This is a genomic window from Chryseobacterium sp. FR048, from assembly GCF_056844665.1.
This window is the reverse complement of record NZ_JBXDSE010000001.1, coordinates 711,361-735,314: the sequence shown is the minus strand read 5'-3', so window position 1 is coordinate 735,314 and position 23,954 is coordinate 711,361. Positions and strand designations below refer to the sequence as shown.

23 protein-coding genes are annotated in these 23,954 nt (G+C 40.6%); 13 read left to right on the top strand and 10 right to left on the bottom strand.

Features of this window, described 5'->3' with window-relative positions; genetic code table 11:
* Nucleotides 1-3 precede the first annotated feature (3 nt).
* The 7 genes from AC106K_RS03235 to AC106K_RS03205 form a co-directional block, all read right to left on the bottom strand.
* Complete coding sequence (locus tag AC106K_RS03235) at nt 4-309, bottom strand: DUF4134 domain-containing protein (RefSeq protein ID WP_002978490.1); 306 nt, start codon at nt 307-309, stop codon at nt 4-6.
* A gap of 198 nt (nt 310-507) precedes the next feature.
* Nucleotides 508-1,413 carry a hypothetical protein gene (locus AC106K_RS03230; protein ID WP_088264065.1) on the bottom strand — a complete coding sequence of 302 codons (906 nt, stop codon included), beginning with the start codon at nt 1,411-1,413 and terminating at the stop codon, nt 508-510.
* The gene (locus AC106K_RS03225; protein ID WP_072885920.1) at nt 1,401-3,692 is read right to left on the bottom strand and encodes a Piwi domain-containing protein; all 2,292 of its coding nucleotides are present in this window, start codon (nt 3,690-3,692) and stop codon (nt 1,401-1,403) included. Before AC106K_RS03225 ends, AC106K_RS03230 begins: the two co-directional genes overlap by 13 nt.
* Nucleotides 3,693-3,696: 4 nt before the next feature.
* Entirely contained in the window at nt 3,697-3,990 is a 294-nt protein-coding gene (locus tag AC106K_RS03220) for a helix-turn-helix domain-containing protein (protein WP_072885921.1), read from the bottom strand.
* 158 nt (nt 3,991-4,148) lie between these two features.
* On the bottom strand, nt 4,149-4,784 hold the full coding sequence (locus tag AC106K_RS03215) for a conjugal transfer protein TraD (protein WP_482443381.1): 636 nt from the start codon (nt 4,782-4,784) through the stop codon (nt 4,149-4,151).
* An 11-nt stretch (nt 4,785-4,795) separates the two neighbouring features.
* Nucleotides 4,796-5,245, bottom strand: coding sequence for a DUF3408 domain-containing protein (locus AC106K_RS03210; RefSeq protein ID WP_031504351.1), 450 nt, complete (start codon nt 5,243-5,245; stop codon nt 4,796-4,798).
* Nucleotides 5,246-5,249: 4 nt separating this feature from the next.
* A complete protein-coding gene (locus tag AC106K_RS03205; protein WP_482443380.1) occupies nt 5,250-6,017 on the bottom strand; it encodes a ParA family protein in 768 nt (255 codons plus the stop codon).
* Nucleotides 6,018-6,748: 731 nt separating this feature from the next.
* Here AC106K_RS03205 and mobA point away from each other — a divergent pair.
* Together mobA and mobB are read left to right on the top strand one after the other, a co-directional pair.
* The gene (gene mobA / locus AC106K_RS03200) at nt 6,749-7,186 is read left to right on the top strand and encodes a conjugal transfer protein MobA (RefSeq protein WP_482443379.1); all 438 of its coding nucleotides are present in this window, start codon (nt 6,749-6,751) and stop codon (nt 7,184-7,186) included.
* A gap of 2 nt (nt 7,187-7,188) precedes the next feature.
* On the top strand, nt 7,189-8,472 hold the full coding sequence (gene mobB, locus AC106K_RS03195; RefSeq protein WP_047098922.1) for a conjugal transfer protein MobB: 1,284 nt from the start codon (nt 7,189-7,191) through the stop codon (nt 8,470-8,472).
* Nucleotide 8,473: 1 nt separating this feature from the next.
* On the opposite strand, the gene AC106K_RS03190 is transcribed toward mobB, so the two are convergent.
* From AC106K_RS03190 to nhaA, 3 genes are read right to left on the bottom strand one after another with little or no spacing between them, the layout of a single operon-like run.
* The gene (locus AC106K_RS03190; protein WP_482443378.1) at nt 8,474-9,778 is read right to left on the bottom strand and encodes a DUF389 domain-containing protein; all 1,305 of its coding nucleotides are present in this window, start codon (nt 9,776-9,778) and stop codon (nt 8,474-8,476) included.
* A 14-nt stretch (nt 9,779-9,792) separates the two neighbouring features.
* Nucleotides 9,793-10,659 (bottom strand): ion transporter, encoded by an 867-nt coding sequence (locus AC106K_RS03185; protein WP_047098924.1) that lies wholly within the window; start codon nt 10,657-10,659, stop codon nt 9,793-9,795.
* 9 nt (nt 10,660-10,668) lie between these two features.
* Complete coding sequence (gene nhaA, locus AC106K_RS03180; RefSeq protein WP_482443377.1) at nt 10,669-12,000, bottom strand: Na+/H+ antiporter NhaA; 1,332 nt, start codon at nt 11,998-12,000, stop codon at nt 10,669-10,671.
* Nucleotides 12,001-12,207: 207 nt separating this feature from the next.
* On the opposite strand from nhaA, the gene mobC reads away from it, so the two are divergent.
* The 11 genes from mobC to AC106K_RS03125 all read left to right on the top strand — a co-directional run bounded on the left by mobC (nt 12,208) and on the right by AC106K_RS03125 (nt 23,943).
* The gene (gene mobC / locus AC106K_RS03175; RefSeq protein ID WP_482443376.1) at nt 12,208-14,208 is read left to right on the top strand and encodes a conjugal transfer protein MobC; all 2,001 of its coding nucleotides are present in this window, start codon (nt 12,208-12,210) and stop codon (nt 14,206-14,208) included.
* Between the two features lie 138 nt (nt 14,209-14,346).
* Complete coding sequence (locus AC106K_RS03170) at nt 14,347-14,910, top strand: helix-turn-helix domain-containing protein (RefSeq protein ID WP_482443375.1); 564 nt, start codon at nt 14,347-14,349, stop codon at nt 14,908-14,910.
* A gap of 85 nt (nt 14,911-14,995) precedes the next feature.
* On the top strand, nt 14,996-17,413 hold the full coding sequence (locus tag AC106K_RS03165; protein WP_482443374.1) for a heavy metal translocating P-type ATPase: 2,418 nt from the start codon (nt 14,996-14,998) through the stop codon (nt 17,411-17,413).
* 99 nt (nt 17,414-17,512) lie between these two features.
* On the top strand, nt 17,513-17,734 hold the full coding sequence (locus AC106K_RS03160; protein ID WP_024566625.1) for a heavy-metal-associated domain-containing protein: 222 nt from the start codon (nt 17,513-17,515) through the stop codon (nt 17,732-17,734).
* 726 nt (nt 17,735-18,460) lie between these two features.
* Nucleotides 18,461-19,342 (top strand): DUF3347 domain-containing protein, encoded by an 882-nt coding sequence (locus AC106K_RS03155; RefSeq protein ID WP_024566627.1) that lies wholly within the window; start codon nt 18,461-18,463, stop codon nt 19,340-19,342.
* A gap of 74 nt (nt 19,343-19,416) precedes the next feature.
* Nucleotides 19,417-19,662, top strand: a complete 246-nt coding sequence (locus AC106K_RS03150; protein WP_228451958.1) for a phosphoribosylpyrophosphate synthetase — start codon at nt 19,417-19,419, stop codon at nt 19,660-19,662.
* A gap of 18 nt (nt 19,663-19,680) precedes the next feature.
* A complete protein-coding gene (locus AC106K_RS03145) occupies nt 19,681-21,801 on the top strand; it encodes a heavy metal translocating P-type ATPase (protein ID WP_448345694.1) in 2,121 nt (706 codons plus the stop codon).
* Between the two features lie 6 nt (nt 21,802-21,807).
* Nucleotides 21,808-22,473 (top strand): DUF3347 domain-containing protein, encoded by a 666-nt coding sequence (locus AC106K_RS03140; protein ID WP_482443373.1) that lies wholly within the window; start codon nt 21,808-21,810, stop codon nt 22,471-22,473.
* An 11-nt stretch (nt 22,474-22,484) separates the two neighbouring features.
* Nucleotides 22,485-23,009, top strand: a complete 525-nt coding sequence (locus AC106K_RS03135; protein WP_076390110.1) for a DUF305 domain-containing protein — start codon at nt 22,485-22,487, stop codon at nt 23,007-23,009.
* Between the two features lie 26 nt (nt 23,010-23,035).
* Entirely contained in the window at nt 23,036-23,455 is a 420-nt protein-coding gene (locus AC106K_RS03130; protein ID WP_070566707.1) for a hypothetical protein, read from the top strand.
* A gap of 32 nt (nt 23,456-23,487) precedes the next feature.
* On the top strand, nt 23,488-23,943 hold the full coding sequence (locus AC106K_RS03125; protein ID WP_482443372.1) for a heme-binding domain-containing protein: 456 nt from the start codon (nt 23,488-23,490) through the stop codon (nt 23,941-23,943).
* Nucleotides 23,944-23,954 lie beyond the last annotated feature (11 nt).

The following is a 23,954-nucleotide window of genomic DNA, read 5'->3' as shown; positions in this document are numbered from 1 at the left end:
GGATTAAAGGAAGAATGAGCGCAGGATGGTAGCCGCAACAATTAAGAAGATACACGCACCAAACCAGCTTGCCGCAGTCTTGCTCGTGTCGGGGTCGCCCGAACTGAACTTGTTGTACACCTTAACACCTCCGATTAACCCAACGACCGCACCGATGGCGTAAATTAATTGGGTAGCGGGGTCGAAATAAGAGGTTACCATTTGGGTAGCCTCGTTGATACCTGCCGAGCCGTTTCCCTGTGCGAACGCACCAATTGCTGACAGCATTGCCAAGGCTGCCAGCCAAACTTTTTTTCTCTGTTTTTCCATAATTGAAACACATTAATTTGTTACTGTTTATCCCGCACCTTGCGAGCTTTCGGGACAAATGTCTTGTGGAAAAAGAGGCGTTATAAGAAAGTGGCAGTCAAAGGAAGTGTTTGGCTGTGAGTGGCTGTTAGAGCAAAAGGGCATCAGTTAACTGATGCCCTTTCAAATATTACTTATTAATTTCAGAAAACAATCACATTATGAGTTGTTACTAATTTTTAGGTCATTTAGCATTTCTTTAGGATATCCAAATAGCTGCATAATTATCTTTTGAGATGTATTCCTAATTACAGGTATTACATTTCCTAAAAAGCTAAGTCCTAATGCTCCAAAAATTGTAAATGCATAATTATACTTATCTATAAATTTTATAGACTCTGGACTATAATTTGGAAGTTTAAGAATTGCATAAACCAACAGTCCAAATAGCATTGCCTGAACTATCCAAGATATATACTTAATTCGATTAATAAAATTTGCATTAAATTTCTTTAAGAGGTCAACCTCTTTTTTGTCAGGAACGTCTTTCAGTAAGAATATCGTATCGTAAGCTTTAAGTGAACATAGGATTTGAAAGTCACTTCTGTTCTCAAATAATTTTACATTTCCGGTAATTCTTGTGTATGTGAAACCTACAAAATCATTAGTCATTAAAGACTGACCATTTATGCTTAAAAACATAAAAACTATTTCCGGTAGATTACTTGTACTATAATAATTTTCATTTAATATATTTTCAAATGTTATTGTTATAGAGTTTCTGTTCCTGATAGAAACAATATCTTTTATCCAAGTTTTATCTAAATTAAATTTTACTATACCTGATATTAAGGAAAAGATTAAGAAATCATCATTAACAAATGGTGCTGGAGAACCTTTGCTCGGCTTACTCTTATTTTTTTTATTATAGTAACTTTCAAAATTCAGTTTATTGTTTGATAAAATAGCATCTATTAAACCATAAAAGATTTCTTCGCTTTCATTGGAGTTTTGACCTGAAGCAGTAATGTAAACTTTTCCAGATAAGAAATCATTGAAAGCTGAAAGCTTGGCATTCTCACTCACTCTTGCCAAATAACCTATTCTTTCTTCTAAAGGAACCATTTCTTTCTTTTTAGACCATAGTTTAAGTTATCAGCATCCCAATTTGGAATATTTCTCATTTTCCCCAAAAGCTTTGAAATGAGATTAGAGTATTTCATTGTCGCAGGCTCTTCGCCAGGTAAAAAACTCCTCCAGGACAAGTACGTGAATGAAAAAATCTGTTGGGTAATATATCCTAAATCATAGAACAGCAAATCATTTAAATCACTACTATTATAATTTCCTTGTGGCGTTCTGATATTTATTAGGACTGGCTTACTTATACCTTGTTTGGCTGTTTTCAATTCATTTGCCCCAAACATTTGCACGATACAAGTTTTCTCGTCAAGAACAACGTTACTCCCTCTATTTGGTATATATTGTCCTTTTATCACATTACTACCGTATTTAGATATTCCAGATTGGCTTATATCAAACAGCATTGTTGGATGAACAGTACTTATCGTAACGAACGCAAACTTAATCTTGTATTGGGTAATATCACGAACCAACTGACTAATAACATCAAATTCAGTGTTTTTGATGGGCTTGAAGATATGAAAAATTAGCCTAACCGTATCTCCATCAGACCATCCTTGTTCGGTGGAAAGTCTTATAATTGATTGCTTTAAACTTTTTAGTAACTCTTCAAAATAGCCCTCAAATGGAACGTCTTTAACTTTATCTCCAAGTAGATATTGACCATCACTTGACATAAATGTTGTGATACCCACAACTCGGTTCTGTTCAGCACCGGCATATTGATTTTTTCTCAACCAACTATGACCAATACCAATAATTATTTCTTTATCAACGGAGCGTTGAGAAGGAAGAACCCACGGAGTTCCCCCAAGTTTAGCGTAAATCTGAAGAGCAACCGAATTAAGAATATATTCGTTATGATTACCTATTATCTCAGATGTAACAAACTGTACAGGAATTTCTAATGATAAAAGCTTAGCTTTAATTCGGTAATAAGGGTTTGCTAAATCTGCTTGACGTTTAAAGCTTGCAGGGATTTCTATAATTGCCAAATGCGGTTTGTTTTCATCATAACCACTGATAACATTTAGATATTCATCAATGCTATAAGCCTGTATTTCCCTTATATTAAGTATCACATCCTGCAAATCGTATTTTTTCTGAAGTCCTTTTTGAAAATATCGAGATTGAGGTATCCCATCTTTCAAATTCGAGAGAAACTTTGTGAAATTGCCCCTATTATTTCTATTACAAATACAAAGCACGTTAGGACTTTTAATGTCAAAAATTGAACTATCATATGGTCCATAATTTGACAAGCCTAAGTCTGGATTAGAACTATTTGTTTTAGTTGCTGCGGGGTCAAAAATAAAAGTGGGAGTTTTTAGCTCAATACTATTTGATACCGATAACGGTTGGCTGTTAACTGTAAAACAAAAGCCATCTTTATTGTGAAATAAAATGGGGGCTGCATTTTCGCAAAATAAATGGTTTGATATTTTTAAAATTTCATCGTACAACGCTTTTGTATTGTAAATATCGGAACGTTTACTCTCAATAAGGTTCATTATTTCATCACTTTTCTGTTGTGAAATAGCAAATGATAAATAGTTACCTATATTATATTTGGATTTCTTGATGAATAATTGGTTGAGAGGGTATTCCTTAATTCCTTCGTTAGTCTCAATTCTCGCCTTATCATCAACTATTTCAGCAATTACTCCTAATAGTTCTTCATTAGGTGCGAGAACTTCTGTTAAACCTGGAAGTATCTCCGCATACAGAACATCAACACCTATTAAGTTATAGCCTTCTGAATGCAGTTCTAAACAAGATTTGTTAAATACCCAATTACGTTTTATATTGATAAGAAAACCAAATTGTTTAATTCCATTTATCTCAGTTAGACGTAATTGAACCTCAATCAGTTTTTTATATGCGATACGCTTCCTAAGATTTTCCGGTAGTGCATTGTAAATAATATCATCTTTAGCTTGTGCAGAAAAAAAACGGAATGGATAAAAATCCACCGGAATATAGTTCGGAAATCTTTCTTTGAATGTCCTGAAAAAAAGATGTTTAATCAACGAAGCGGTAACCTGACTATCATCAAATATTCTCTTAGGTATAATTTCTCCTGTCAGGATTGTATCTTCTCCTTCTTTGTTTGATATATAGATATAGTCACCATTCCTAAAAAAAGAATGAGTTGCATTATATAATGCCCTTAGCTCTTTAAGCCGTTCTTCTGAATAAGGTTCTGTCTTAATCTGGTATTCTTCAAACTCAAACTTAATTGGAAAGTAGTTTAGTTGCATATCATTACTTCTTTTGTATTCGTTTTTCTGACTTTTTAAGTGCCTTGTATGCCAACGGTTCTTCTTCCAAAATTTCCACAATCTTGTCCGAAAGCCAAATAACTAAAAGTTCATCCACCTCTACATCTAAGACTTCTGCTAATTTGGCAACTTGCTCTCGGTTAGCTTTTCTTTCACCTCTTTCAATTTTACTAATAAGAGCCGTGTCTATTTCTAAAATAGCAGCAACTTGTCTTAGCAGCAGCCCTTTCTTTTCTCTTAGTTTCCTAACTATTATTCCGAAGTTTTGGAGTTCCATTTCAATGACTTGTCACTTTATGTCAAATTTAATGAAATTTTATTAACTTTTTGGTTAGTAAAGATTATAGAAAATAAAAAGGACAAAAGGATAATAAATATTTCCTTTTGTCCTTATAAAGCATCTACTATACGACGTTTAAGAAAAGAGTAGATATTTCACACAAACTCCCCAATGTCAAAATCATCCAAATCACTTTTCCGCAAGGTGGAAGAACCGTCATCGCTTTCAGATGAAAGTTTGCTATCCAAAAGCTCGGCAATTTTTCGGGAAGCACCCTCAATGGAATTTTCCAGTAAGCTGAATAATTCGGTTCCCTGTAATTTCTGAACTATGGCTACCGCTGTTTCCTTTTGAGCCTGTTCCAAATTCTCTTTTTGGAGCAACGCCCCTACGGAGCTTAGTTCGTCGTAGGTAACCCCTTGGGCAAAACCGTTATCGCCACCGGATATTCCGTACCTGTTCCATTCTTCTTCCTCTTCCTCCAAATCAGGCATATTGCTGAAAACTTCGTCCAGTTCTTCCTGCGGAATTTGAATGCTGACGTTTTCGTTTTCGTCGTATTGAATGTCTAAATTATCAGGGTTTATCTCCGGTTCCGTTATTTGGCTTTCATTGGCAGTGTTTGGCAGGGAATGGCTTTTTACTGGCTTGGGCTGCCCCATAATATCGGGCAGGTTCGGGTTAACTTTTTCCTGCGTGGGCTTCTGCTCCGACCTTTTATGAATGAAAATCTTATCCTGCAAAAGCAGGACAATGACGACGAGCAGGCAAATCACAATTACTATTTCCATAATCAGTTATTTTAAAAAATGGGTTTAAACTTTTCGTTGAAATCATCGGTAATGGCTTTTTCAAACAGTTCAAAATGATGTTCCAGTATGTTGTCAAGATAGGCATACAGGGGTATGGCATCTTTACCAATGACCTGTACAATACGGGATAGCCGTTCGTGGTATTCCTGCCGGATATAAATACTTTTATCGCCCCGCTTCGTCATCGAGTGGGTTTTCAAAAAATGTTCGCCGTAGCTTCCGTCAAGATTTTTCTTTGTGCGGTTCCTTTCCCGCTGTGCAGGCTTGCTTTGTGGTAATTCTTCCTGCTGCACCTCGTCTTTTGCCGCTTCCTTTACCTGCTCTTCAGCAGGTTCGGGCGGTAGCTGTAAGCCGTCCTTTTTAACGCCGTCCACCATCAGGTTCATCATCATTTCCTCGTTAATGTCCGGCGTGACTTTTCTTTTATTATCTTTTTCCATAGCACTACAATTGAATGATGTTTAAAAATTCGCTGATGAACAGGTCTAACTGGCAGGCTTTCATCAAACGCTCATCGGGAGGCATTACCGTAGAACGGAAAACCGTTTTGCTGTCCGCTTCGCTTTCCTTGCGAAAACGGGTGCTGTTCTTGATTTGGCTTTGCATCAGGCTTAACCCCAGTTGCTCAATAAGCTGATTGTACACGTCATATAAGGGAGTGCTTTCCCTGCCGTCCACCTGGTTCCAAAACAGGTTAATGGTCTGTATGGAAGTTTCGCCCTTTTTCATAATCACGTCCTGTAAAAGCTGGGTGAAGATGAGCGTACTTTCCATTACCACACGGTCTGCTGTGATGGGTGTAAAAATGTGGTGCATACCTGCCAGTGCTTTCAGGATGCCGGGCGTGTTCACAGTTCCGGGCAGGTCGAAGAAAAGCACATCAAGCGGAACGGCAGAAGTGTTTACAAATTCGTGCGCCGCATCGAGTACGCTATCTGCTTTGTGCTGCATAATGGGATAGGCTTTTTTGTTGATGGTGGTAAACTGCTTATACGCCAGTTTTTTCAACGCCTCATTTTCCATTACCATTGCCAAATCACGGGTTTTCATTTTCATCAGACTGTGCTGCGGAAAATCCGCATCAAATACGGCTACGTTGTAGCCTAACCGATAGTGCATCGTACTGGCGACAAGCGTGGTAAATGTACTTTTACCGACACCGCCTTTTTGAGAAGAAAAGGCAATAAACAGAGGTTTCTTTTTTGCTTCCATATTTTAAAAATTTAAAGTTTACTTTCTTGCAGGCAGTCCTACGGACAAGCAGGCGTTCCTGATTTCGTTCAGGCTTCCTTGCAGGATAGCCAGCAATCTTGACGGAACTCTTGATTGCCTGTCTGCGATACGGCAGGACGGCACTCATTCCTGTATGCTATCAGGCGGGATAGCCGTCATTCCTGCGTTCCTGTAATCCTGCATTCGGGAGGGCAATCCTGATTGCTTGCAAGCCGTCAGGCTATCACTCCTGAACTCTTGCATTTTTGCAATCCAGTCGTCAGGCTTTCAGGATTGCCTGCATTCCTGAAAGCTGTCAATCTATCCGCCCTGATTGAGTTCCTGCCTGAAATCTGGTACAAAGAACTATGGATATTCTTTCCGTTGTAGGCGTGTGGCAGTGTTTGGCGGTCAAAGGCAGTGTTTGGCACTGTGTTACTGTGCAATGCTTTCGTAAACAGGGCTTTACTTTGTATAAAGTTTTTTTATTAACGGATTTATGCAAAAGGATTTTGACAAATCAGGAGGTAACGGGAACGGCAACGAGCCGTTTTTCCCTGTTACATTCAATCCGTCCCGCAGGGCGGATTTTTGTGTTCACCGGAACACGGCAAGTTGTGTTTTGAGGCACTCGAAACCGAGTTCGTGCCTCAAAACAACTTGCCCTTTGCAGGGGGCAGAAAACACCTTCCGAAGTCAGGGTTTTGTATGGATTTTAAAATGGATTTGTGATGAACGAGAACAGTTACAGAAAACAGAATAAGGGCGGACGGACACCCAAAACAGACCCAAGCATCCATCGCCACGTTTTCCGTCTTACGGACGAAGAAAACGCCAAACTTTTGTCGCTTTTTGAAGCATCGGGAATGCCCAATAAAGCAAAGTTTATCATCTCCCTGCTGTTCAGTAAGGAAATGAAGTCAGTTAAGATTGACAAAGGAACAGTTGATTTCTATATGCGATTGACTTCGTTTCACAGTCAATTTCGCTCCGTAGGTGTGAACTATAATCAGGTTGTGAAGCTACTGTACAAGCATTTTTCCGAGAAAAAAGCCGCTGCATTCCTTTACAAACTGGAAAAACAAACGGCTGAAATGGCGATGCTCTGCCAAAAAATCATTCAGCTTACTGAAGAATTTGAGGAAAAACATCTGAAAAAACAGCGTTAGAAATGATAGCAAAAATCGGAAGAAGTGAAAATCTGTACGGTGCATTGGCGTATAATAATCTGAAAGTGGAGAAAGAAAACGGACAAATTCTGTTTACCAATAAGATAATCGAAACGCCAAACGGAGCATATACCGTTTCTCAATTAACCCAATCTTTTGAGCCGTACCTCATCGCAAATCGCAATACGCAATATCACACCTTGCATATTTCGCTCAATCCCGACCCGAAAGATAAGGTAAGCGATGACCAATACAGGGAAATGGCGGAAGAATATATGCGGGAAATGGGTTACGGCGAACAGCCTTTTGTAGTCTTCAAACACACGGATATTGACCGCAGTCATATCCATATTGTATCGGTCTGCGTGGACGAACAGGGCGTAAAGATTTCGGATAAATTTGAGAAAATACGGTCAATGAATGTGTGCCGTGAGTTGGAAAGAAAACACGGTTTGATACCCGCAACAGATAAGGAACGTAACCAAACAGACAAGGTTTTCCGTCCCGTGGATTATCGGGCAGGCGATATAAAAAGTCAGATTGCATCGGTCATTCGACACCTGCCGAACTACTATCAGTACCAAACTTTGGGAGAGTATAACGCTTTGCTTTCCCTGTTCAACATTACCGCCGAGAAAATCGAGGGCGAATTGCAGGGAAAGATGCAGCAGGGCTTATTATATATTCCGCTAAATGAAAAAGGCGAAAGAGCCGGACATCCGTTCAAGGCTTCGCTTTTTGGAAAGAACGCAGGGCTTCCGGCTTTGGAATTGCATTTTGCGAAATGCAAAACGGCTTTGAAAGATAGCCCGACCAAACAGACCCTAAAATCTGCCGTTACCATTGCCCTGCAATCCACAAACAACGAACAGGCTTTTAAAAAGCAATTAGGAGAACAGGGTATTAATGTTGTAGTGCGAAGAAACGATGCAGGACGTATATACGGAATGACCTTTATCGACCACAATTCCAAAATCGTATGGAACGGTTCACGTTTAAGCAAGGAACTTTCCGCCAATACCTTTAATGATTATTGGAACAATAACATCAAACCCGATATTAAAGAACCTGCCGTATCACAACCAAAACTATCCACATCAAATGATGCGGATCTTCCTGCGGAAGAACCACACCATTTGTTCGACTTTTTACATACTGAAAAACACGAAGACGGTTTGATTGAAGCATTGGGCGGTTTATTGCCCGAAGCACAGGGCGAAGATTACGAGGAACAAGATTTTGCCAATAAAATGAAGAAGAAAAGAAAGCGTGTCAAAAGAAGATAATTTATAAAAACTCATCTTGCACCAATAAAACTTCCTGACTGCTTAACCGTTCATTCAGCCATTGTTTTATTTTGTCTTTATCTTCATTTTTGAGTTTCTTACCCGCATTGTACAATACCAAGAACTGAACTTTTGTGCTATCGGTATTCGGATATTTTTCAATTTTTCCCAATTTGATATTCTTAAAATCGGGAAAAAGTATGTTCATTTCTTTTACAAGATTTGGTTCGCTGACTTTGTATTTATCCAACTCTTGTCGTAAATTATTGATGGTTACATCTTTCTCGGAAACAGAAGCATTCTGCTTGTTTATTTCACTCAATATTTCGGATTTGATGTCTTCCTCGTTCTGCCGGAAACTCAATACGGTATTATGAATACCTTTTTCGTCAAGCAGGCGATTATACATTGCTATTTCATCTTTGCCCAACTTCTTATTCAGGAAAGCGATGTCCACCGTTCGGGGACTGGCATTATAGTTCAGTTTTTTATAAATCACTGTAAAGCCTCTGCTACTGAACTCTGAATTGATGAAGTCTTCAACGGTATTGGTAAATTTTTTCTCGTTGAAAAGGTTATAGGCTAAATAAAAGCTCGGAACTATCATTATCATCACCAATGTGGTAATTCCTAACCGTATTTGTTTTTCAAAGCGTTTGCCTTTAAAGCTCGTAGCGGGATATTTCAAATATTTAACCACAAAAAACGTGGCTATACAAATGAAAAAGCAGTTGATGGTATATAGATAAAACGCTCCTGCAAAATAGGACAAATTAAACGTTGCCAATCCGTAACCTGCGGTACACAAAGGTGGCATCAATGCCGTTGCAATAGCCACGCCCGGAATTGGATTTCCTTTTTCTACCCTTGTAATGGCAATCACGCCGACCAACCCACCAAAAAAAGCAATCAGCACATCGTAAATATTGGGAGAAGTTCTTGCCAATAGTTCTGATTGTACATCTTTGAAAGGGCTTAAATAGAAATAAAATGCCGAAACAAGCAAGCTCACTACCGTAGAAATCAATAAGTTTTTCATCGACTTTCTAAGCAGGGCAAAGTCGTAAGTCCCCAATGCAAAACCCGCACCTACAATCGGTCCCATTAAAGGAGAGATTAACATCGCTCCGATAATTACGGCAGTAGAGTTTACATTTAGCCCGATAGAGGCGATGATAATGGCACAAGCCAAAATCCACAGGTTTGAGCCACGAAAAGAGATGTTGGCTGTTACGTTTTCGAGTACTTTGTTTTTGTCTTCCTCTCCGTTATGAAGATTGATAAAGTCAAATATTTTATTGCTCATAAGAATTGTTAAGTTTAGGAATTGAGATAATGCCCGCAACTGTAACAATATTTGGCATCATCCCGATGACCTTCCTTATTGCAATGAGCACACACTATACCGTTCAATTTGTTATGTTCTTTTTCCTTGCCGATGGATTTTCTTACCTCTTTTGCAATCTCTACACCTACAATTCCGGTAGGCACAGCGATGATACCATAACCGGTAACCATTAGTAGCATTGACAAAAACTGCCCCAAAGCGGTAGTCGGCACCATATCGCCATAGCCTACGGTGGTCAGCGTAACAATAGTGTAAAACACGCTTTTGGGGATACTTGTAAAACCGTTTTGAGGTCCTTCAACGTAATACATCAATGTACCAATCAATACGGCAATGATTAATACGGTGTAAAGAAATACCATTATTTTGGCTCTGCTTGCCATCAGTGCCACTTTAAGTCTTGCAGACTCCTCAACAAATTCAATCAACCGGAGCACCCTGAACAGTCGGAGTAATCTTAAAATCCTGAAACTACTTAAAATATGACTGCCCTTGATAAAGACAGAAAGGAACATTGGCAATATAGAAAGCAAATCAATGATACCGTAAAAGCTGAATATATATTTTAACGGTTTTTTACTTACAAAAATCCGTAACGCATATTCCAACGTAAAGATGATGGTAAAAATCCATTCTAAAACGATGAGTTCCCTGTGGTAAGTATGGTCGATACCTTCGACCGTTTCTGCCATTATGGTAAAAACGCTTAGCAAGATAGCTATGAGCAAGCCTACGTCAAAAGCCTTTCCAGCAGGAGTATTCACACCATATATGATGATATACATTTTCTGACGGAATAGGTCAAGTTTACTCTTGGGATTGTCAAAATAGTTCGGCATAAGCAGGTTTTAGTTTTTCTTACTTTGTTTGCTCAATACCATATAACCTAATACACCGCCAATAAGAGAGGCTATAAAAATACCAACCTTTGCCTGTACCTTGTATTCTTCGTGTGTGAATGCCAATTCGGTTACAAATAAGGACATCGTAAACCCGATAGATGCCAGCAGTCCTAATCCCAAAAGGTTTTTCATATTCATACCATCGGGAAATGGGGCTATCTTCAATTTTGCACAAAGCCAAGTGAAACCTACTACGCCTATAACTTTACCCAGCAATAAACCCAACGCTACACCGGTAGCTACATTGGTGCTGAACAGCTCATCAACATCAATATCCAATACAGAAACACCTGCATTGGCTAAGGCAAAAATGGGAATGATAATAAAGGTTACAAAAGGGTGCATTGCGTGTTCCAGCTTCTGCAATGGCGGAATGGCGTGGTTTGTATCTGCATTTACATTTTCGAGAATGTGAAGTTGCTCATTGGTCAACGTAGGGACTTTATTATTGGGGTCTGCACTTGCAAACCTTCCCAAATGTTTTTTTATTCTTTCAATGAAAACATCTTCCTTTATTTTCACATCAGCAGGTATGGTAAATGCCGCAAGAACAGAGGCTATGGTTGCGTGAACACCGGACAATAGGAACGCTGTCCAAACACCGCCAATACCCAAGATTGCATAGAATAAAATGCTCCTTACACCCATTTTGTTGCCAATGTACATTGCTAACAGAAAAAGCAAACCGATAGCCAAATTCATCATCGAAATATCGGAAGTGTAGAAAAAAGCAATAACCAATACCGCTCCCAAATCATCAACAATAGCCAATGCTGTTAAAAAAACTTTTAACGCCAGAGGTATACGATTGCCCAAAAGATACAGAACACCCAAAGCAAAGGCAATATCCGTTGCCATAGGAATACCCCAACCGCTTTGCACTTCGCCTGTCGGGTTTAAGCCGAAATAAATAAGGGCAGGCACAAGCATTCCGCCTATTGCGGCGGCAATAGGGAGCAACGCTTTTCTCGGGTTGGATAGTTCTCCGGCTACAATTTCCCGCTTCAATTCCAATCCCACCACAAAAAAGAAAATTGCCATCAGCCCATCGTTTATCCAATGGTGGAAACTGTATTCCAGATAGGTACTTCCGTTAAACTGAAAACCTAATTTCTGTTCAAAAAAATGGTGGTATTCGTGATACCAGGGCGAATTGGCTAAAAATAAAGCAATAATTACACTGATACCTAATATTAATCCGCCGGATTTTTCCTGTTGTATAAATCTCTGGATAGGTGTAACCACCCTGTCAATAGGAGCTTTCTTGATTTCGTTCATTTCAATTTCGTTATACGGCTGTAAAAGACTTGGAAAGCAAGTCTTCCGATAAAATAAAAGCACAAATTTACAAAATACCATACGATTACAGGCATATTATCGACACAATTCAGCCAAACACCGCCACGCACCGCCAATGCCTGCCACATTCTTATTACCACACTACACAGCCCATAAATTCACGCCCGAACATTAAAACTTAAAATAATGCAGGGAGAAGACGATTTAAGAGGACTTGCCAAGATAATGGCTTTTATGCGGGCAGTCAGTATTCTTTTGGTGCTGATGCACCTTTATTGGTTCTGCTACGGTTTCTTTTTAGAACGTGGGTGGACGTTGGAAGTAATAAACAAGATATTAGGCAATTTCGACCGAACGGCGGGTTTGTTTTCACATACACTTTACACCAAAGCATTTGCTTTGGTTTTGTTGGCTTTAAGCTGCTTAGGAACAAAGGGCGTAAAAAACGAGAAGATAACCTGGTCTAAAATTTACGTGGCTTTGGGCGTTGGGTTTGTGCTGTTCTTCCTGAACACACCGTTGCTAAAACTACCTCCGGCAACAGGCACATTTCTTTATATGCTTACGATTTCGTTAGGATATATCGCTTTGCTGATGGCAGGCGTATGGATGAGCAGATTACTGAAAAACAATTTAATGGACGATGTTTTCAATAACGAGAACGAGAGCTTTCAGCAGGAAACCAAGCTGATGGAAAATGAGTATTCCGTTAACCTGCCCACCAAATTTTATTACAAAGACAGATGGAACAACGGTTGGATAAACATTGTCAATCCTTTCAGGGCATCAATAGTGTTGGGTACTCCGGGTTCCGGTAAATCTTATGCTATTGTAAACAACTACATCAAGCAGCAGATAGAGAAAGGCTTTAGTATGTACATCTACGATTTCAAGTTTGACGACCTTTCGACTATCGCCTACAATCATTTGCTGAAGCACAGGGATAAGTACAAAGTTCAGCCGAAATTTTACGTGATAAATTTCGACGACCCACGCAAGAGCCACCGTTGCAACCCACTAAATCCCGATTTTATGACGGATATTTCAGATGCCTACGAAGCCGCATATACCATAATGCTGAACCTTAACAGGTCGTGGATACAGAAGCAAGGGGATTTTTTCGTGGAAAGTCCAATTATCCTATTGGCTGCCATTATTTGGTATTTGAAAATCTACGATGATGGCAAATATTGTACATTCCCACACGCTATTGAATTGCTGAACAAAAAGTATTCAGATGTGTTCACGATTTTAACCTCATACCCCGATTTGGAAAATTATTTATCGCCCTTTATGGATGCGTGGCAAGGCGGCGCACAAGACCAGTTACAAGGACAAATAGCATCGGCAAAAATTCCGTTGTCAAGAATGATAAGCCCGCAACTTTACTGGGTTATGACAGGGGATGATTTTACGCTCGACATCAACAACCCGAAAGAACCGAAAATTTTGTGCGTGGGTAATAATCCCGACCGTCAAAATATTTATTCCGCAGCTTTGGGTTTATATAATTCGAGGATTGTAAAGCTGATTAATAAAAAAGGACAGCTAAAGAGTTCCGTTATCATAGATGAGTTGCCGACGATTTATTTCAGGGGACTGGACAATCTTATCGCAACGGCGAGAAGTAATAAGGTAGCGGTATGTTTGGGCTTTCAGGATTTTTCGCAATTAACAAGGGATTACGGCGACAAAGAGAGCAAGGTAATACAAAACACCGTCGGCAATATATTTAGTGGTCAGGTGGTTGGAGAAACGGCTAAAAGCCTATCGGAACGCTTCGGGAAAGTATTGCAGAAACGCCAAAGTATGACCATTAACCGCAACGATAAATCTACCTCTATCTCCACACAGTTAGACAGCCTTATCCCGGCTTCCAAAATTTCAACTTTAACACAGGGTATGTTTGTGGGTTCAGTGTCGGATAACTTTGATGAACGTATCGAGCAAAAGATTTTCCACGCTGAAATCGTAGTAGATAATGAAAAAGTATCCGCAGAAACCAAAGCCTATCAAAAGATACCACAAATCCTTTCTTTTGTAAATGAGCAGGGCGAGGATAAGATGAAACAGGAAATTGAAAGCAATTACAAACAGATAAAATCAGACATCCTGAATATTGTTGTAAGTGAAATGGAGCGTATCAAGAATGACCCGAATTTACAGCATTTGGTACAGCAGGAGTAATTCTAAATCATTAGTATTTGCCCTAAAATAATCAATCATTGTAAATGAATTAAACGAAGAGCAAAGCGTAGTTCAACTTAAATCGTAAATTTGTTTATTGCTTTTATATTAAATACAAAATGTGGGCAGTGAATAAATATGAATACACTCTTTATAAAAAATATGGTTTGCAACCGTTGCATTATGGTGGTGCAAAATGAATTGCAGAAACTCGGTTTAGGTATTAAGAATATAAAGTTGGGCGAAGTAACATTAGCCCAAGAGATAACCCCTGCAAAAAAAGATGCTTTGGTAAAAACTTTAGAGCCATTGGGATTTGAGATAATAGACGATAAAAAAGGCAGGATAATAGAGAAGATAAAAAACACTATCATTGACTTGGTACACCATCAGGATAATGATGTAAAAATCAATCTTTCAGATGTATTGAGCGATAAATTGCATCACGATTATAATTACCTGTCCAATCTGTTTTCAGAAGTAGAGGGTACAACTATTGAAAAATACTTTATCGCCCAAAAGGTTGAAAAAGTAAAAGAATTGTTGGTGTATGATGAGCTGTCTTTGAGTGAAATTGCTTTTCGCCTGAACTATTCCAGTGTAGCGTATTTGAGCAATCAATTCAAAAAAGTAACAGGGCTAACACCAAGCCATTTCAAACAAATAAAAGAAGATAAAAGGAAGCCGTTAGATAATTTGTAAATCTTACAAATCAAATACAAAATTCCACAATAGCCACCCCTAATATAATTGCCAATTTTGCAGTGTTAATTAAAGCAAGCAGAATATGGCAACGAATAATAATAAAGAAATCATTTATCTTCCGTTGGAAGATGTAGAAAGCGAACATTGTGCGTTAATCGTTGAAAAAGGATTGGCACAGGTTAAAGGCATTTCAACCCACAAAGTAGAGCTAAACAACCGTAGGGCAGCTATTACGGTAGAGAATACCGAAGTTGTAAGCGAAGCGGTTAAAGCAATCAAAGCGTTAGGATATGGCGTTTCCACAGTAAAAAATATATTCCCTGTTTTGGGTATGACTTGTGCATCTTGTGCAGGTAGTGCCGAAAGTATTGTAAAGTATCAGGATGGCGTTGTTGATGCTTCCGTAAACTTTGCAACAGGCAATCTTACCGTTGAATACCTGCCCAATATGACCGATGCTACTAAACTGCAAAAGGCGGTGCAAGGTGTCGGTTATGATTTATTGGTAGAAGATGAAACCAAACAGCAGGAAACCTTAGAAACTATTCACGCTGAAAAATTCCAAAAATTAAAGACTAAAACCTTATGGGCAATTATCCTGTCTTTGCCTGTCGTTGTTATCGGTATGTTCTTTATGGATATGCCTTACGGCAATGAAATTATGTGGGCATTCTCTACACCTGTTGTAGTGTGGTTGGGCAGGGATTTTTTTGTAAATGCGTGGAAACAAGCCAAGCACCGTTCTGCGAATATGGATACATTGGTAGCATTGAGTACAGGTATTGCATACCTTTTTAGTGTGTTCAATATGCTGTTTGCCGATTTTTGGCATCAAAGAGGTTTACACGCCCACGTTTATTTTGAAGCAGCAGCCGTCATTATCGCATTCATTCTGTTAGGCAAATTATTAGAAGAAAAAGCCAAAGGCAATACTTCATCAGCCATTAAAAAGTTAATGGGCTTACAGCCTAAAACCGTTATCGTAATACAAGCAGACGGAACGGAAAAACAAACCGCCATTGAAGATGTAAACGCAGGCGATATTATTCTTGTAAAATCAGGCGAAAAAATTGCAGTGGACGGTATGGTTACTTCGGGCAGTTCTTACGTTGATGAAAGTATGTTGAGTGGCGAACCTGTACCTGTACTGAAAAAAGAAAACGAAAAAGTATTTGCAGGAACGATTAACCAAAAAGGAAGTTTTCAATTCCGAGCCGTTAAGGTAGGCAAAGAAACAATGCTTGCCCAAATCATCAAAATGGTACAGGACGCACAAGGCAGTAAAGCCCCTGTACAAAAGTTGGTAGATAAGATTGCAGGGATTTTTGTGCCTGTTGTCATAGGAATTTCAATACTCACTTTTATTTTATGGTTGGTATTGGGTGGCGATAACGGAGTTGTGCAGGGATTATTGGCGGCAGTTACGGTATTGGTTATTGCTTGTCCTTGTGCTTTGGGATTGGCTACGCCTACGGCAATTATGGTTGGAGTGGGCAAAGGTGCTGAAAAAGGCATTTTAATTAAAGATGCTGAAAGTTTGGAATTAGCCAAAAAAGTAGATGCCATTATATTAGACAAAACAGGAACGATTACAGAGGGCAGACCAGAGGTAACAGGCATTCAATGGCTCAACAATGACGATACCACCAAAGGCATTTTAGTAAGCATTGAAAAAAAATCGGAACACCCATTAGCCGAAGCAGTAGTAAAGCATCTTAACGAAGCGGAAAACACAACTTTAACACAATTCGAGAGCATTACAGGTAAAGGAGCAAAAGCCGATTACAATAACGAAACCTATTTTGTAGGCAATAAAAAACTGTTGGCAGAAAACAATGTCAGTATTCCCGAACAATTACAACAACAAGCCGATGAATGGGGCTTACAGCCTAAAACCATTATTTGGTTTGCAGACAGTAAACAGGCACTTGCAGTAATAGCCATATCCGACAAAGTAAAAGAAACATCGGTACAGGCAATCAAAGAAATGCAGGAAATGGGAATTGATTTGTATATGCTTACAGGCGATAACGAAGCCACAGCAAAAGCCATTGCAGAACAAACAGGCATTAAGCATTACAAAGCGGAAGTATTGCCACAGCACAAAGCCGATTTTGTAAAAGAGTTACAGCGTAAAGGTAAAGTAGTTGCAATGGTTGGGGACGGTATCAATGACAGTACAGCTTTGGCAACAGCCGATGTAAGTATAGCAATGGGCAAAGGTTCAGACATCGCAATGGAAGTAGGCAAGATGACCATCATTTCGTCCGACCTGACCAAGATACCGCAGGCAATACGCTTGTCCAAACAGACCGTAGCCACCATCAAGCAAAACCTGTTCTGGGCGTTTATCTACAACGTAATCGGCATTCCGGTAGCGGCAGGCATCCTTTACCCTGTTAACGGCTTTCTGCTCAACCCGATGATTGCGGGTGCGGCAATGGCATTGAGCAGCGTGAGCGTGGTCAGTAACAGCCTGCGGTTGAAGTGGAAGAAATAAAACAGTAAATCTCACAAATCAAACAAGAAATTACACAACAATACTGAACTGAATAGTACGGAAATTTGCATTATCAGATAACTCTAAAATTTGTAAACAATGGAAAATAAACAATTTCAATTCAAGACGAACATCAATTGTGGCGGTTGTATCGCATCTGTAAAGCCGCACTTGGACAAGGCAGAGGGCATATGCCATTGGGAAGTGGACACGGCCAACAAGGACAAGGTACTTACAGTGAAGTCCGAGGGCATTACCGAGCAGGAAGTAATATCGACTGTACAAAAGGCAGGCTTCAAAATAGAACCTTTGAATGCCTAAGCCAACTACATTTTGAAATGTCCTTTTTCCGACCGAATTTTCTGAAGGTTGGGTTGCTGAAAAAGGCATTTCATCAAATCCTGAAGTAAGAGGATGTCTTGTTGTGGTCGTAACATTGTTTGTTGTATAGAGAAATTTTGCCTATATAGCAAAAAAAATTGTAAAAACAATATAAAAAACCAATCTTATTTGTAACTTTGTTGAGTTGAAAAATTATAGAATACATATAGGCATTTTGACACTCTTCTGTCTGGTTTTCTTTATGATACCAAGCCAGAGTTTTGCTTGTTCCAAAAATTCGACAAAGACCGAGCGGTCCTGCGCAAAAGAGAAATCCAAAAAATCAGAACATAAAAAAGGTTGCAAGGGCAAATCCTGCAAAAAATGCAAAAGCGGCAACTGCGATGGTGGTTGTTCACATAGCTCTTGCAGATGCAGTGCTTCAACGACCTCCCTATACTTACCAATCCCAATCGAATTAAAAGCTAAAAATCCATTTGCTGAAGTTAAAAAGCAAAAATTCGGTTTCAAGGAAGCCTACTATTCTTCGGGATTTTTCTTCATTTGGCTACCTCCTAAAATAAGCTAAAACTATGGCCTGATAGCCATAGGTGTGCCTTGTCAAAAGCTATTCCGGCTTTTGCAAATCCCCTATTTGTACTATTTATTTTAAAATTCAAGGGAAATGGGTTTGCTAATACCCCTTTTCCGAAAATGTATATTATTATGAAATCATTATCAAAAATAGTGATGGTAATCGCCGTATTACTATCATCAATAAACGTGTTTGCACAAATCAAGAATGCGAAAACGGAAACCGTAAAAATTTATGGCAATTGTGGTATGTGCAAAACCACCATCGAAAAAGCAGGTAACGTAAAAAAGGTAGCCAGCGTGGACTGGAACAAAGATACCAAGATGGCTACGCTCACGTATGACGGCGACAAAACAAATCAGGATGAAATCCTGAAACGTATCGCTTTGGCTGGTTATGACAGTGAGAAGTTCCGTGCGCCGGATGACGTATATGCTAAACTGGCTGGTTGCTGCCAGTATGATAGACCAGTAAAGACGGTTGCCAAAAACAAGGAGGCGGGAATGGACATGAATGCCGGACATGGCAATCACGACCATAGCCAAATGGCAGCACCCGCTAACAAAGATGCAGCCCAAAACCAATCACAACTGAAAGCTGTATTTGACAACTACTTTTCAGTTAAAGACGCTTTGATAAAAACCGATGCGGCGACCGCATCTGCCAAAGCCGCTGAATTGGCTGCATCCCTTAAAGCAGTCGATATGAATAAGCTATCGGCAGAGGAACATACGGCTTGGATGAAAGTGATGCAGGACTTGACGGCCAATGCGGAAAGCATTTCAAAATCAAAAGATGTTGCAAAACAAAGAAGTGCTTTTGCGGCACTTTCGGGAAGCATCTACACACTGGCCAAAGTGTCTAAACAGGATACTCCCGTTTATTACCAGCACTGCCCTATGTACAATGGAGGTAAGGGAGCCAATTGGCTAAGTAAAGAGAATGCTGTTAAAAACCCATATTACGGCTCACAGATGCTTACCTGCGGCAGTACGGTCGAAACCATTAAATAACAGGTCTGAAAGCTATGGTACAGTACAATGACATGGTGCAGGCGCTTAAAGACCTAAGACAGCGTGGATACAGTATGGACTTTAGTCTGTTGCCGGACTGCCTGTACTGTGCGTCAAGGAGCCTGAAACTAAAACCGGAGGATTTTACGGTTACGGAAACCCATAGGTTTGAAAGCCTCGACAGCAGTCCTGATAACAATGCCGTGATTTATGCCATATCGTCCAATGATGGTAAGAATAAAGGCGTACTTGTGGATGCCTATGGTGCTTATGCCGAAGAAATGACCCATGAGATGGCAAAAAAATTAAGTGCAACATAACTTTTAAAACCCCTTATTATGAAAAAATACACGTGTCCCATGCACCCGCAGGTGCTAAAAGACGAACCAGGCAAATGCCCGCTTTGTGGCATGGCACTGGTTCCCGTTGGCGGTAGCTCAGTTTCTCATGTACAAAAATCAGGACATGGGCATTCCGGGCATTCTCAACATGGCCATGCTGACGAAAACTTTAATAAACATGAGGGACATCATACAGGTGATTTCCTCACTCGTTTTTGGATAAGCCTTGTCATTACAATCCCTATACTGCTCCTGTCGCACATGATACAGCAATGGTTAGGTTTCTCGCTTGCTTTCAATGGCGATAAATATGTGTTGCTGGCATTGGGTACGGTGATTTATTGCTATGGAGGCTTACCATTCCTAAAGGGAATGATTGGCGAGGTGAAAGCCAAAGCCATAGGGATGATGACACTTGTTGCTATCGCCATATCCGTAGCCTATGTCTATTCCGTAGCCGTTGTATTTGGCTTGCAGGGTATGGATTTCTTTTGGGAACTGGCAACCCTAATTGACATCATGCTGTTAGGGCATTGGCTGGAAATGCGTTCCCAAATGGCTGCTTCACGGGCATTACAGTCATTGGTAGCGTTACTGCCCAACGATGTTACCGTGGAACGAGGCGGAGAAGCTGTAAAGATAAAGCTAGAAGACCTGCAAAGCGGTGAAACGGCTATCATAAAACCGGGTGAAAAAATTCCAGCCGACGGATTGGTTCTGGATGGGCTTTCATATATCAACGAGAGTATGCTTACCGGAGAAAGTGTTCCCGTAAAAAAGGAAAAGGACGGAAAGGTCATCGCAGGCTCTATCAATGGTGATGGTGCGCTGAAAGTTAAGGTAACAGCCGTTGGAAAAGACAGCTACCTGAACAGGGTTATCAATCTTGTGCAGGAGGCACAAGCTACTAAGTCCAATACGCAAAACCTTGCGGACAAAGTTGCCAAATGGCTCACCTTTATTGCCATTGCCGTGGGCATAGGCACATTTGCCTATTGGTATGCAAGCAGTGGAGATATTGCCTTTGCGCTTGAAAGAATGGTGACGGTAATGGTAACGGCCTGCCCGCACGCATTGGGCGTGGCTATCCCGTTGGTAGTCGCCATTTCCACAACGCTTTCGGCGACCAATGGCCTGCTCATCCGCAACCGTACGGCATTTGAAACCACCCGAAAACTTTCCACTGTCATTTTTGATAAGACCGGAACGCTCACCAAAGGTTCCCATGCCGTAGAAAAGGTTATACCGTTAACAGACGAATATAATGCCGATGAGGTTATCCAGTATGCTGCCGCAGTACAGCAAAATTCGGAACACCATATTGCAAAAGGCATTATGGCTACATTGAAAGAAAAGAGCCTTGCCTTATGGAAGTCTGAAAACTTCAGCTATATGCAGGGCATAGGTGTTAAAGGTGTTGTGAACGGGAAAAATGTCGTAGCTGGCGGCCCGAATTATTTCACCGAAAACCACCTTTCCCTGCCTGAAATTCCAAACGAAATCAATCAAGAGGCCGAAACGGTCAACTTTGTCCTCATTGATGACCGGGTAATCGGCATCATTACTTTGGCAGACAGCATCCGTGAGGGTTCGGCACAGGCGATTGAGGAACTCAAAAAAATGGGCATCAAGTCCTTTCTGCTCACCGGGGACAACGACAGGATTGCTGCTGCCGTAGCCGGAAAATTGGGTATGGACGGGTATTTGGCTAATGTGCTTCCGCACAACAAGCAGGAGAAAGTAAAGGAGTTTCAGGCAAAAGGCGAAATCGTAGCAATGACTGGTGATGGTGTAAATGATGCACCTGCACTGGCACAGGCAGATGTGGGCATTGCCGTGGGTTCCGGTACGGACGTGGCTGCCGAAACAGCGGATATCATATTGGTAGACAGCGACCCGAGGGATGTGGTCAAACTGATTGACTTCGGCAAACTTACCTACAAAAAGATGGTACAGAACCTGATATGGGCGGTTGGCTACAACGTGGTGGCAATACCGCTTGCGGCAGGCGTACTCTATCCGAATTTTGTTTTAAGTCCCGCTATGGGTGCTGTGCTGATGAGTGTAAGCACCATTGTAGTGGCTATTAACGCAAGTTTTTTAAAAATCAAAAAATAAATAAAAATGAAAAATCTAACATTATCAATCATTGCTGTTATCATGGCATTTGTAACAGTATCATGCAATAAGGCATCCAACAAAAACGAGCAGTCTTCAAGTGATACTGCTGTTGTATCACAAGAACAGTCAGCTTCCCAACCAAAAGAGGATGATACGGTAGCTGCGCCCGTTGTGAGTGAAACTCCGAGCGGTCAGGAAGCAAAAGCAACAGGAAAAGAAGAAGCAAAAAACTTTTCTATTGCGCCCATAGTTACCGATTATCTGTCCTTAAAGAACGCCCTTGTTTCGGACGATGACAAAGCTGCCGCCAGTTCAGGGAAAAAGCTGTTAGCTACCCTGAATAAAGTGGACATGAAAGCCGTTCCTGCCGATAAGCACAAAAAGTACATGGACATAGCGGACGATGCTAAAGAACACGCAGAACATATCGGGGAAAATGTCGGCAACATCCACCACCAGCGGGAACATTTGGCCTCGCTTGGCGAAGATTTGAAAGACCTGATTGATTTGTTCGGTACATCGCAAACATTGTATCAGGACCATTGCCCGATGTTCAATGACGGTAAGGGTGCTGTTTGGTTCAGCGAAAACAAGGAAATCAAAAACCCTTACTACGGTTCTAAAATGCTGACCTGCGGTAAGGTGGAAAAAACAATTAACAGCAAATAAAATTCAGGGTTATGGAAAATATGCAAAACAGTCACCATGCGGGTCATTCCTCGGAGCATGGCACGCACAATACAAAACATGCTTCGGCCATGTACAAACGCTTTGCGGTGATGGCTGTCGCAATGTTCGCAGTGATGTATTTTATCATGTACTCCATGATTGACGGGTGGCAGAACCTGATACCCAATATCAACAATTTGTACATGACCCTGCTGATGACCTCGGCAATGCTGCTTATCGAATTAGCGATAATGAAAGTAATGTACCCCAACAGGAAGATGAATTGGGCGATAGCCATCATCTCGGTTGCTGTTGGCATCTTTTCATGGTTTGGTATCAGGGAACAAATCAATGTCGGGGACAAGCAGTTTGCAAAGGGTATGATACCCCATCACGCAGCAGCCATATTGATGTCCGAAAAGGCACACCTGACCGACCCGGAACTGATAGAGCTGCAAAAAAATATACTTAAAACCCAAGCGGAAGAAATTGAACTAATGAAGCGCAAGCTAAAAGAGTTTGAAGAAAGTAAATAATAAAATTTAAAAAAACAAGTTTGGACATGAACAAAATAATAATTGGCTTTATTTCCTTATTAACCCTGCTATTCACCGCTTGCGGTCAGGCGGGGTCAAATAAGGATGAAGCGGAACAGCAGCATTCGCAGGCAACTCCGGAAAGCAACGGACATACTACCCAAATAGGTGAATTGGTTCCATCGGATGAAGTCTGCATGGTCAACGATGCCTATATCGGCAAAAAGCAGTTTGAAGTAAAATTTGATGGTAAAACCTATTACGGATGTTGCGAAATGTGTAAGGAACGTATTCCAAAAGATGCGACCGTGCGGATGGCGATAGACCCCTATTCCCATAAGCAGGTAGACAAAGCTAATGCGGTGATTGCTGTGACAGGAAATAACGGTGAAGTTTCTTATTTTGAAAACAAGGAGAATTATGCCAAGTATGTGAAAAAACAGTAGACACAAAAAGATGAAGCCACAATAAAATAATTATGACCATAAAGAAGAAAATCATATTGGGGCTGGCTGTCGTCCTGATTGCCATACAGTTCTTTCAGCCCTTACGGAACCAGGCGGTTGAAGTGCCAGCCACCCATATCGAAAGGGTGTACGCCGTACCCCAAAATGTAAAGGCTATCCTTGTTCAGTCCTGTTATGACTGCCATAGCAACAATACCCATTATCCGTGGTACAGCCGTATCCAGCCCGGCGCATGGTACATGGCAGAGCATATAAAAAAGGGGAAAGAGGAACTCAACTTTAGCGAATTTGGCGACTATTCTTTCCGCAGGCAGCGAAACAAGTTCAGGGCTATGGCCGGGCAGGTTAAGGACGGGGAAATGCCGTTGTCATCATACACACTAATTCATCGCAATGCAGTATTGTCACCGGAGGATAAGCAGGTTTTGATAGTGTGGTTTAGCACAATGGAAGACAGCATTAAATAAAATTTTTCAAA

Coding starts and splice junctions, on each gene's coding strand:
- AC106K_RS03235 (WP_002978490.1), bottom strand. CDS start 309: ATGGAAAAACAGAGAAAAAAAGTTTGGCTGGCAGCCTTGGCAATGCTG.
- AC106K_RS03230 (WP_088264065.1), bottom strand. CDS start 1,413: ATGGTTCCTTTAGAAGAAAGAATAGGTTATTTGGCAAGAGTGAGTGAG.
- AC106K_RS03225 (WP_072885920.1), bottom strand. CDS start 3,692: ATGCAACTAAACTACTTTCCAATTAAGTTTGAGTTTGAAGAATACCAG.
- AC106K_RS03220 (WP_072885921.1), bottom strand. CDS start 3,990: ATGGAACTCCAAAACTTCGGAATAATAGTTAGGAAACTAAGAGAAAAG.
- AC106K_RS03215 (WP_482443381.1), bottom strand. CDS start 4,784: ATGGAAATAGTAATTGTGATTTGCCTGCTCGTCGTCATTGTCCTGCTT.
- AC106K_RS03210 (WP_031504351.1), bottom strand. CDS start 5,245: ATGGAAAAAGATAATAAAAGAAAAGTCACGCCGGACATTAACGAGGAA.
- AC106K_RS03205 (WP_482443380.1), bottom strand. CDS start 6,017: ATGGAAGCAAAAAAGAAACCTCTGTTTATTGCCTTTTCTTCTCAAAAA.
- mobA (WP_482443379.1), top strand. CDS start 6,749: ATGAACGAGAACAGTTACAGAAAACAGAATAAGGGCGGACGGACACCC.
- mobB (WP_047098922.1), top strand. CDS start 7,189: ATGATAGCAAAAATCGGAAGAAGTGAAAATCTGTACGGTGCATTGGCG.
- AC106K_RS03190 (WP_482443378.1), bottom strand. CDS start 9,778: ATGAGCAATAAAATATTTGACTTTATCAATCTTCATAACGGAGAGGAA.
- AC106K_RS03185 (WP_047098924.1), bottom strand. CDS start 10,659: ATGCCGAACTATTTTGACAATCCCAAGAGTAAACTTGACCTATTCCGT.
- nhaA (WP_482443377.1), bottom strand. CDS start 12,000: ATGAACGAAATCAAGAAAGCTCCTATTGACAGGGTGGTTACACCTATC.
- mobC (WP_482443376.1), top strand. CDS start 12,208: ATGCAGGGAGAAGACGATTTAAGAGGACTTGCCAAGATAATGGCTTTT.
- AC106K_RS03170 (WP_482443375.1), top strand. CDS start 14,347: ATGAATACACTCTTTATAAAAAATATGGTTTGCAACCGTTGCATTATG.
- AC106K_RS03165 (WP_482443374.1), top strand. CDS start 14,996: ATGGCAACGAATAATAATAAAGAAATCATTTATCTTCCGTTGGAAGAT.
- AC106K_RS03160 (WP_024566625.1), top strand. CDS start 17,513: ATGGAAAATAAACAATTTCAATTCAAGACGAACATCAATTGTGGCGGT.
- AC106K_RS03155 (WP_024566627.1), top strand. CDS start 18,461: ATGAAATCATTATCAAAAATAGTGATGGTAATCGCCGTATTACTATCA.
- AC106K_RS03150 (WP_228451958.1), top strand. CDS start 19,417: ATGGACTTTAGTCTGTTGCCGGACTGCCTGTACTGTGCGTCAAGGAGC.
- AC106K_RS03145 (WP_448345694.1), top strand. CDS start 19,681: ATGAAAAAATACACGTGTCCCATGCACCCGCAGGTGCTAAAAGACGAA.
- AC106K_RS03140 (WP_482443373.1), top strand. CDS start 21,808: ATGAAAAATCTAACATTATCAATCATTGCTGTTATCATGGCATTTGTA.
- AC106K_RS03135 (WP_076390110.1), top strand. CDS start 22,485: ATGGAAAATATGCAAAACAGTCACCATGCGGGTCATTCCTCGGAGCAT.
- AC106K_RS03130 (WP_070566707.1), top strand. CDS start 23,036: ATGAACAAAATAATAATTGGCTTTATTTCCTTATTAACCCTGCTATTC.
- AC106K_RS03125 (WP_482443372.1), top strand. CDS start 23,488: ATGACCATAAAGAAGAAAATCATATTGGGGCTGGCTGTCGTCCTGATT.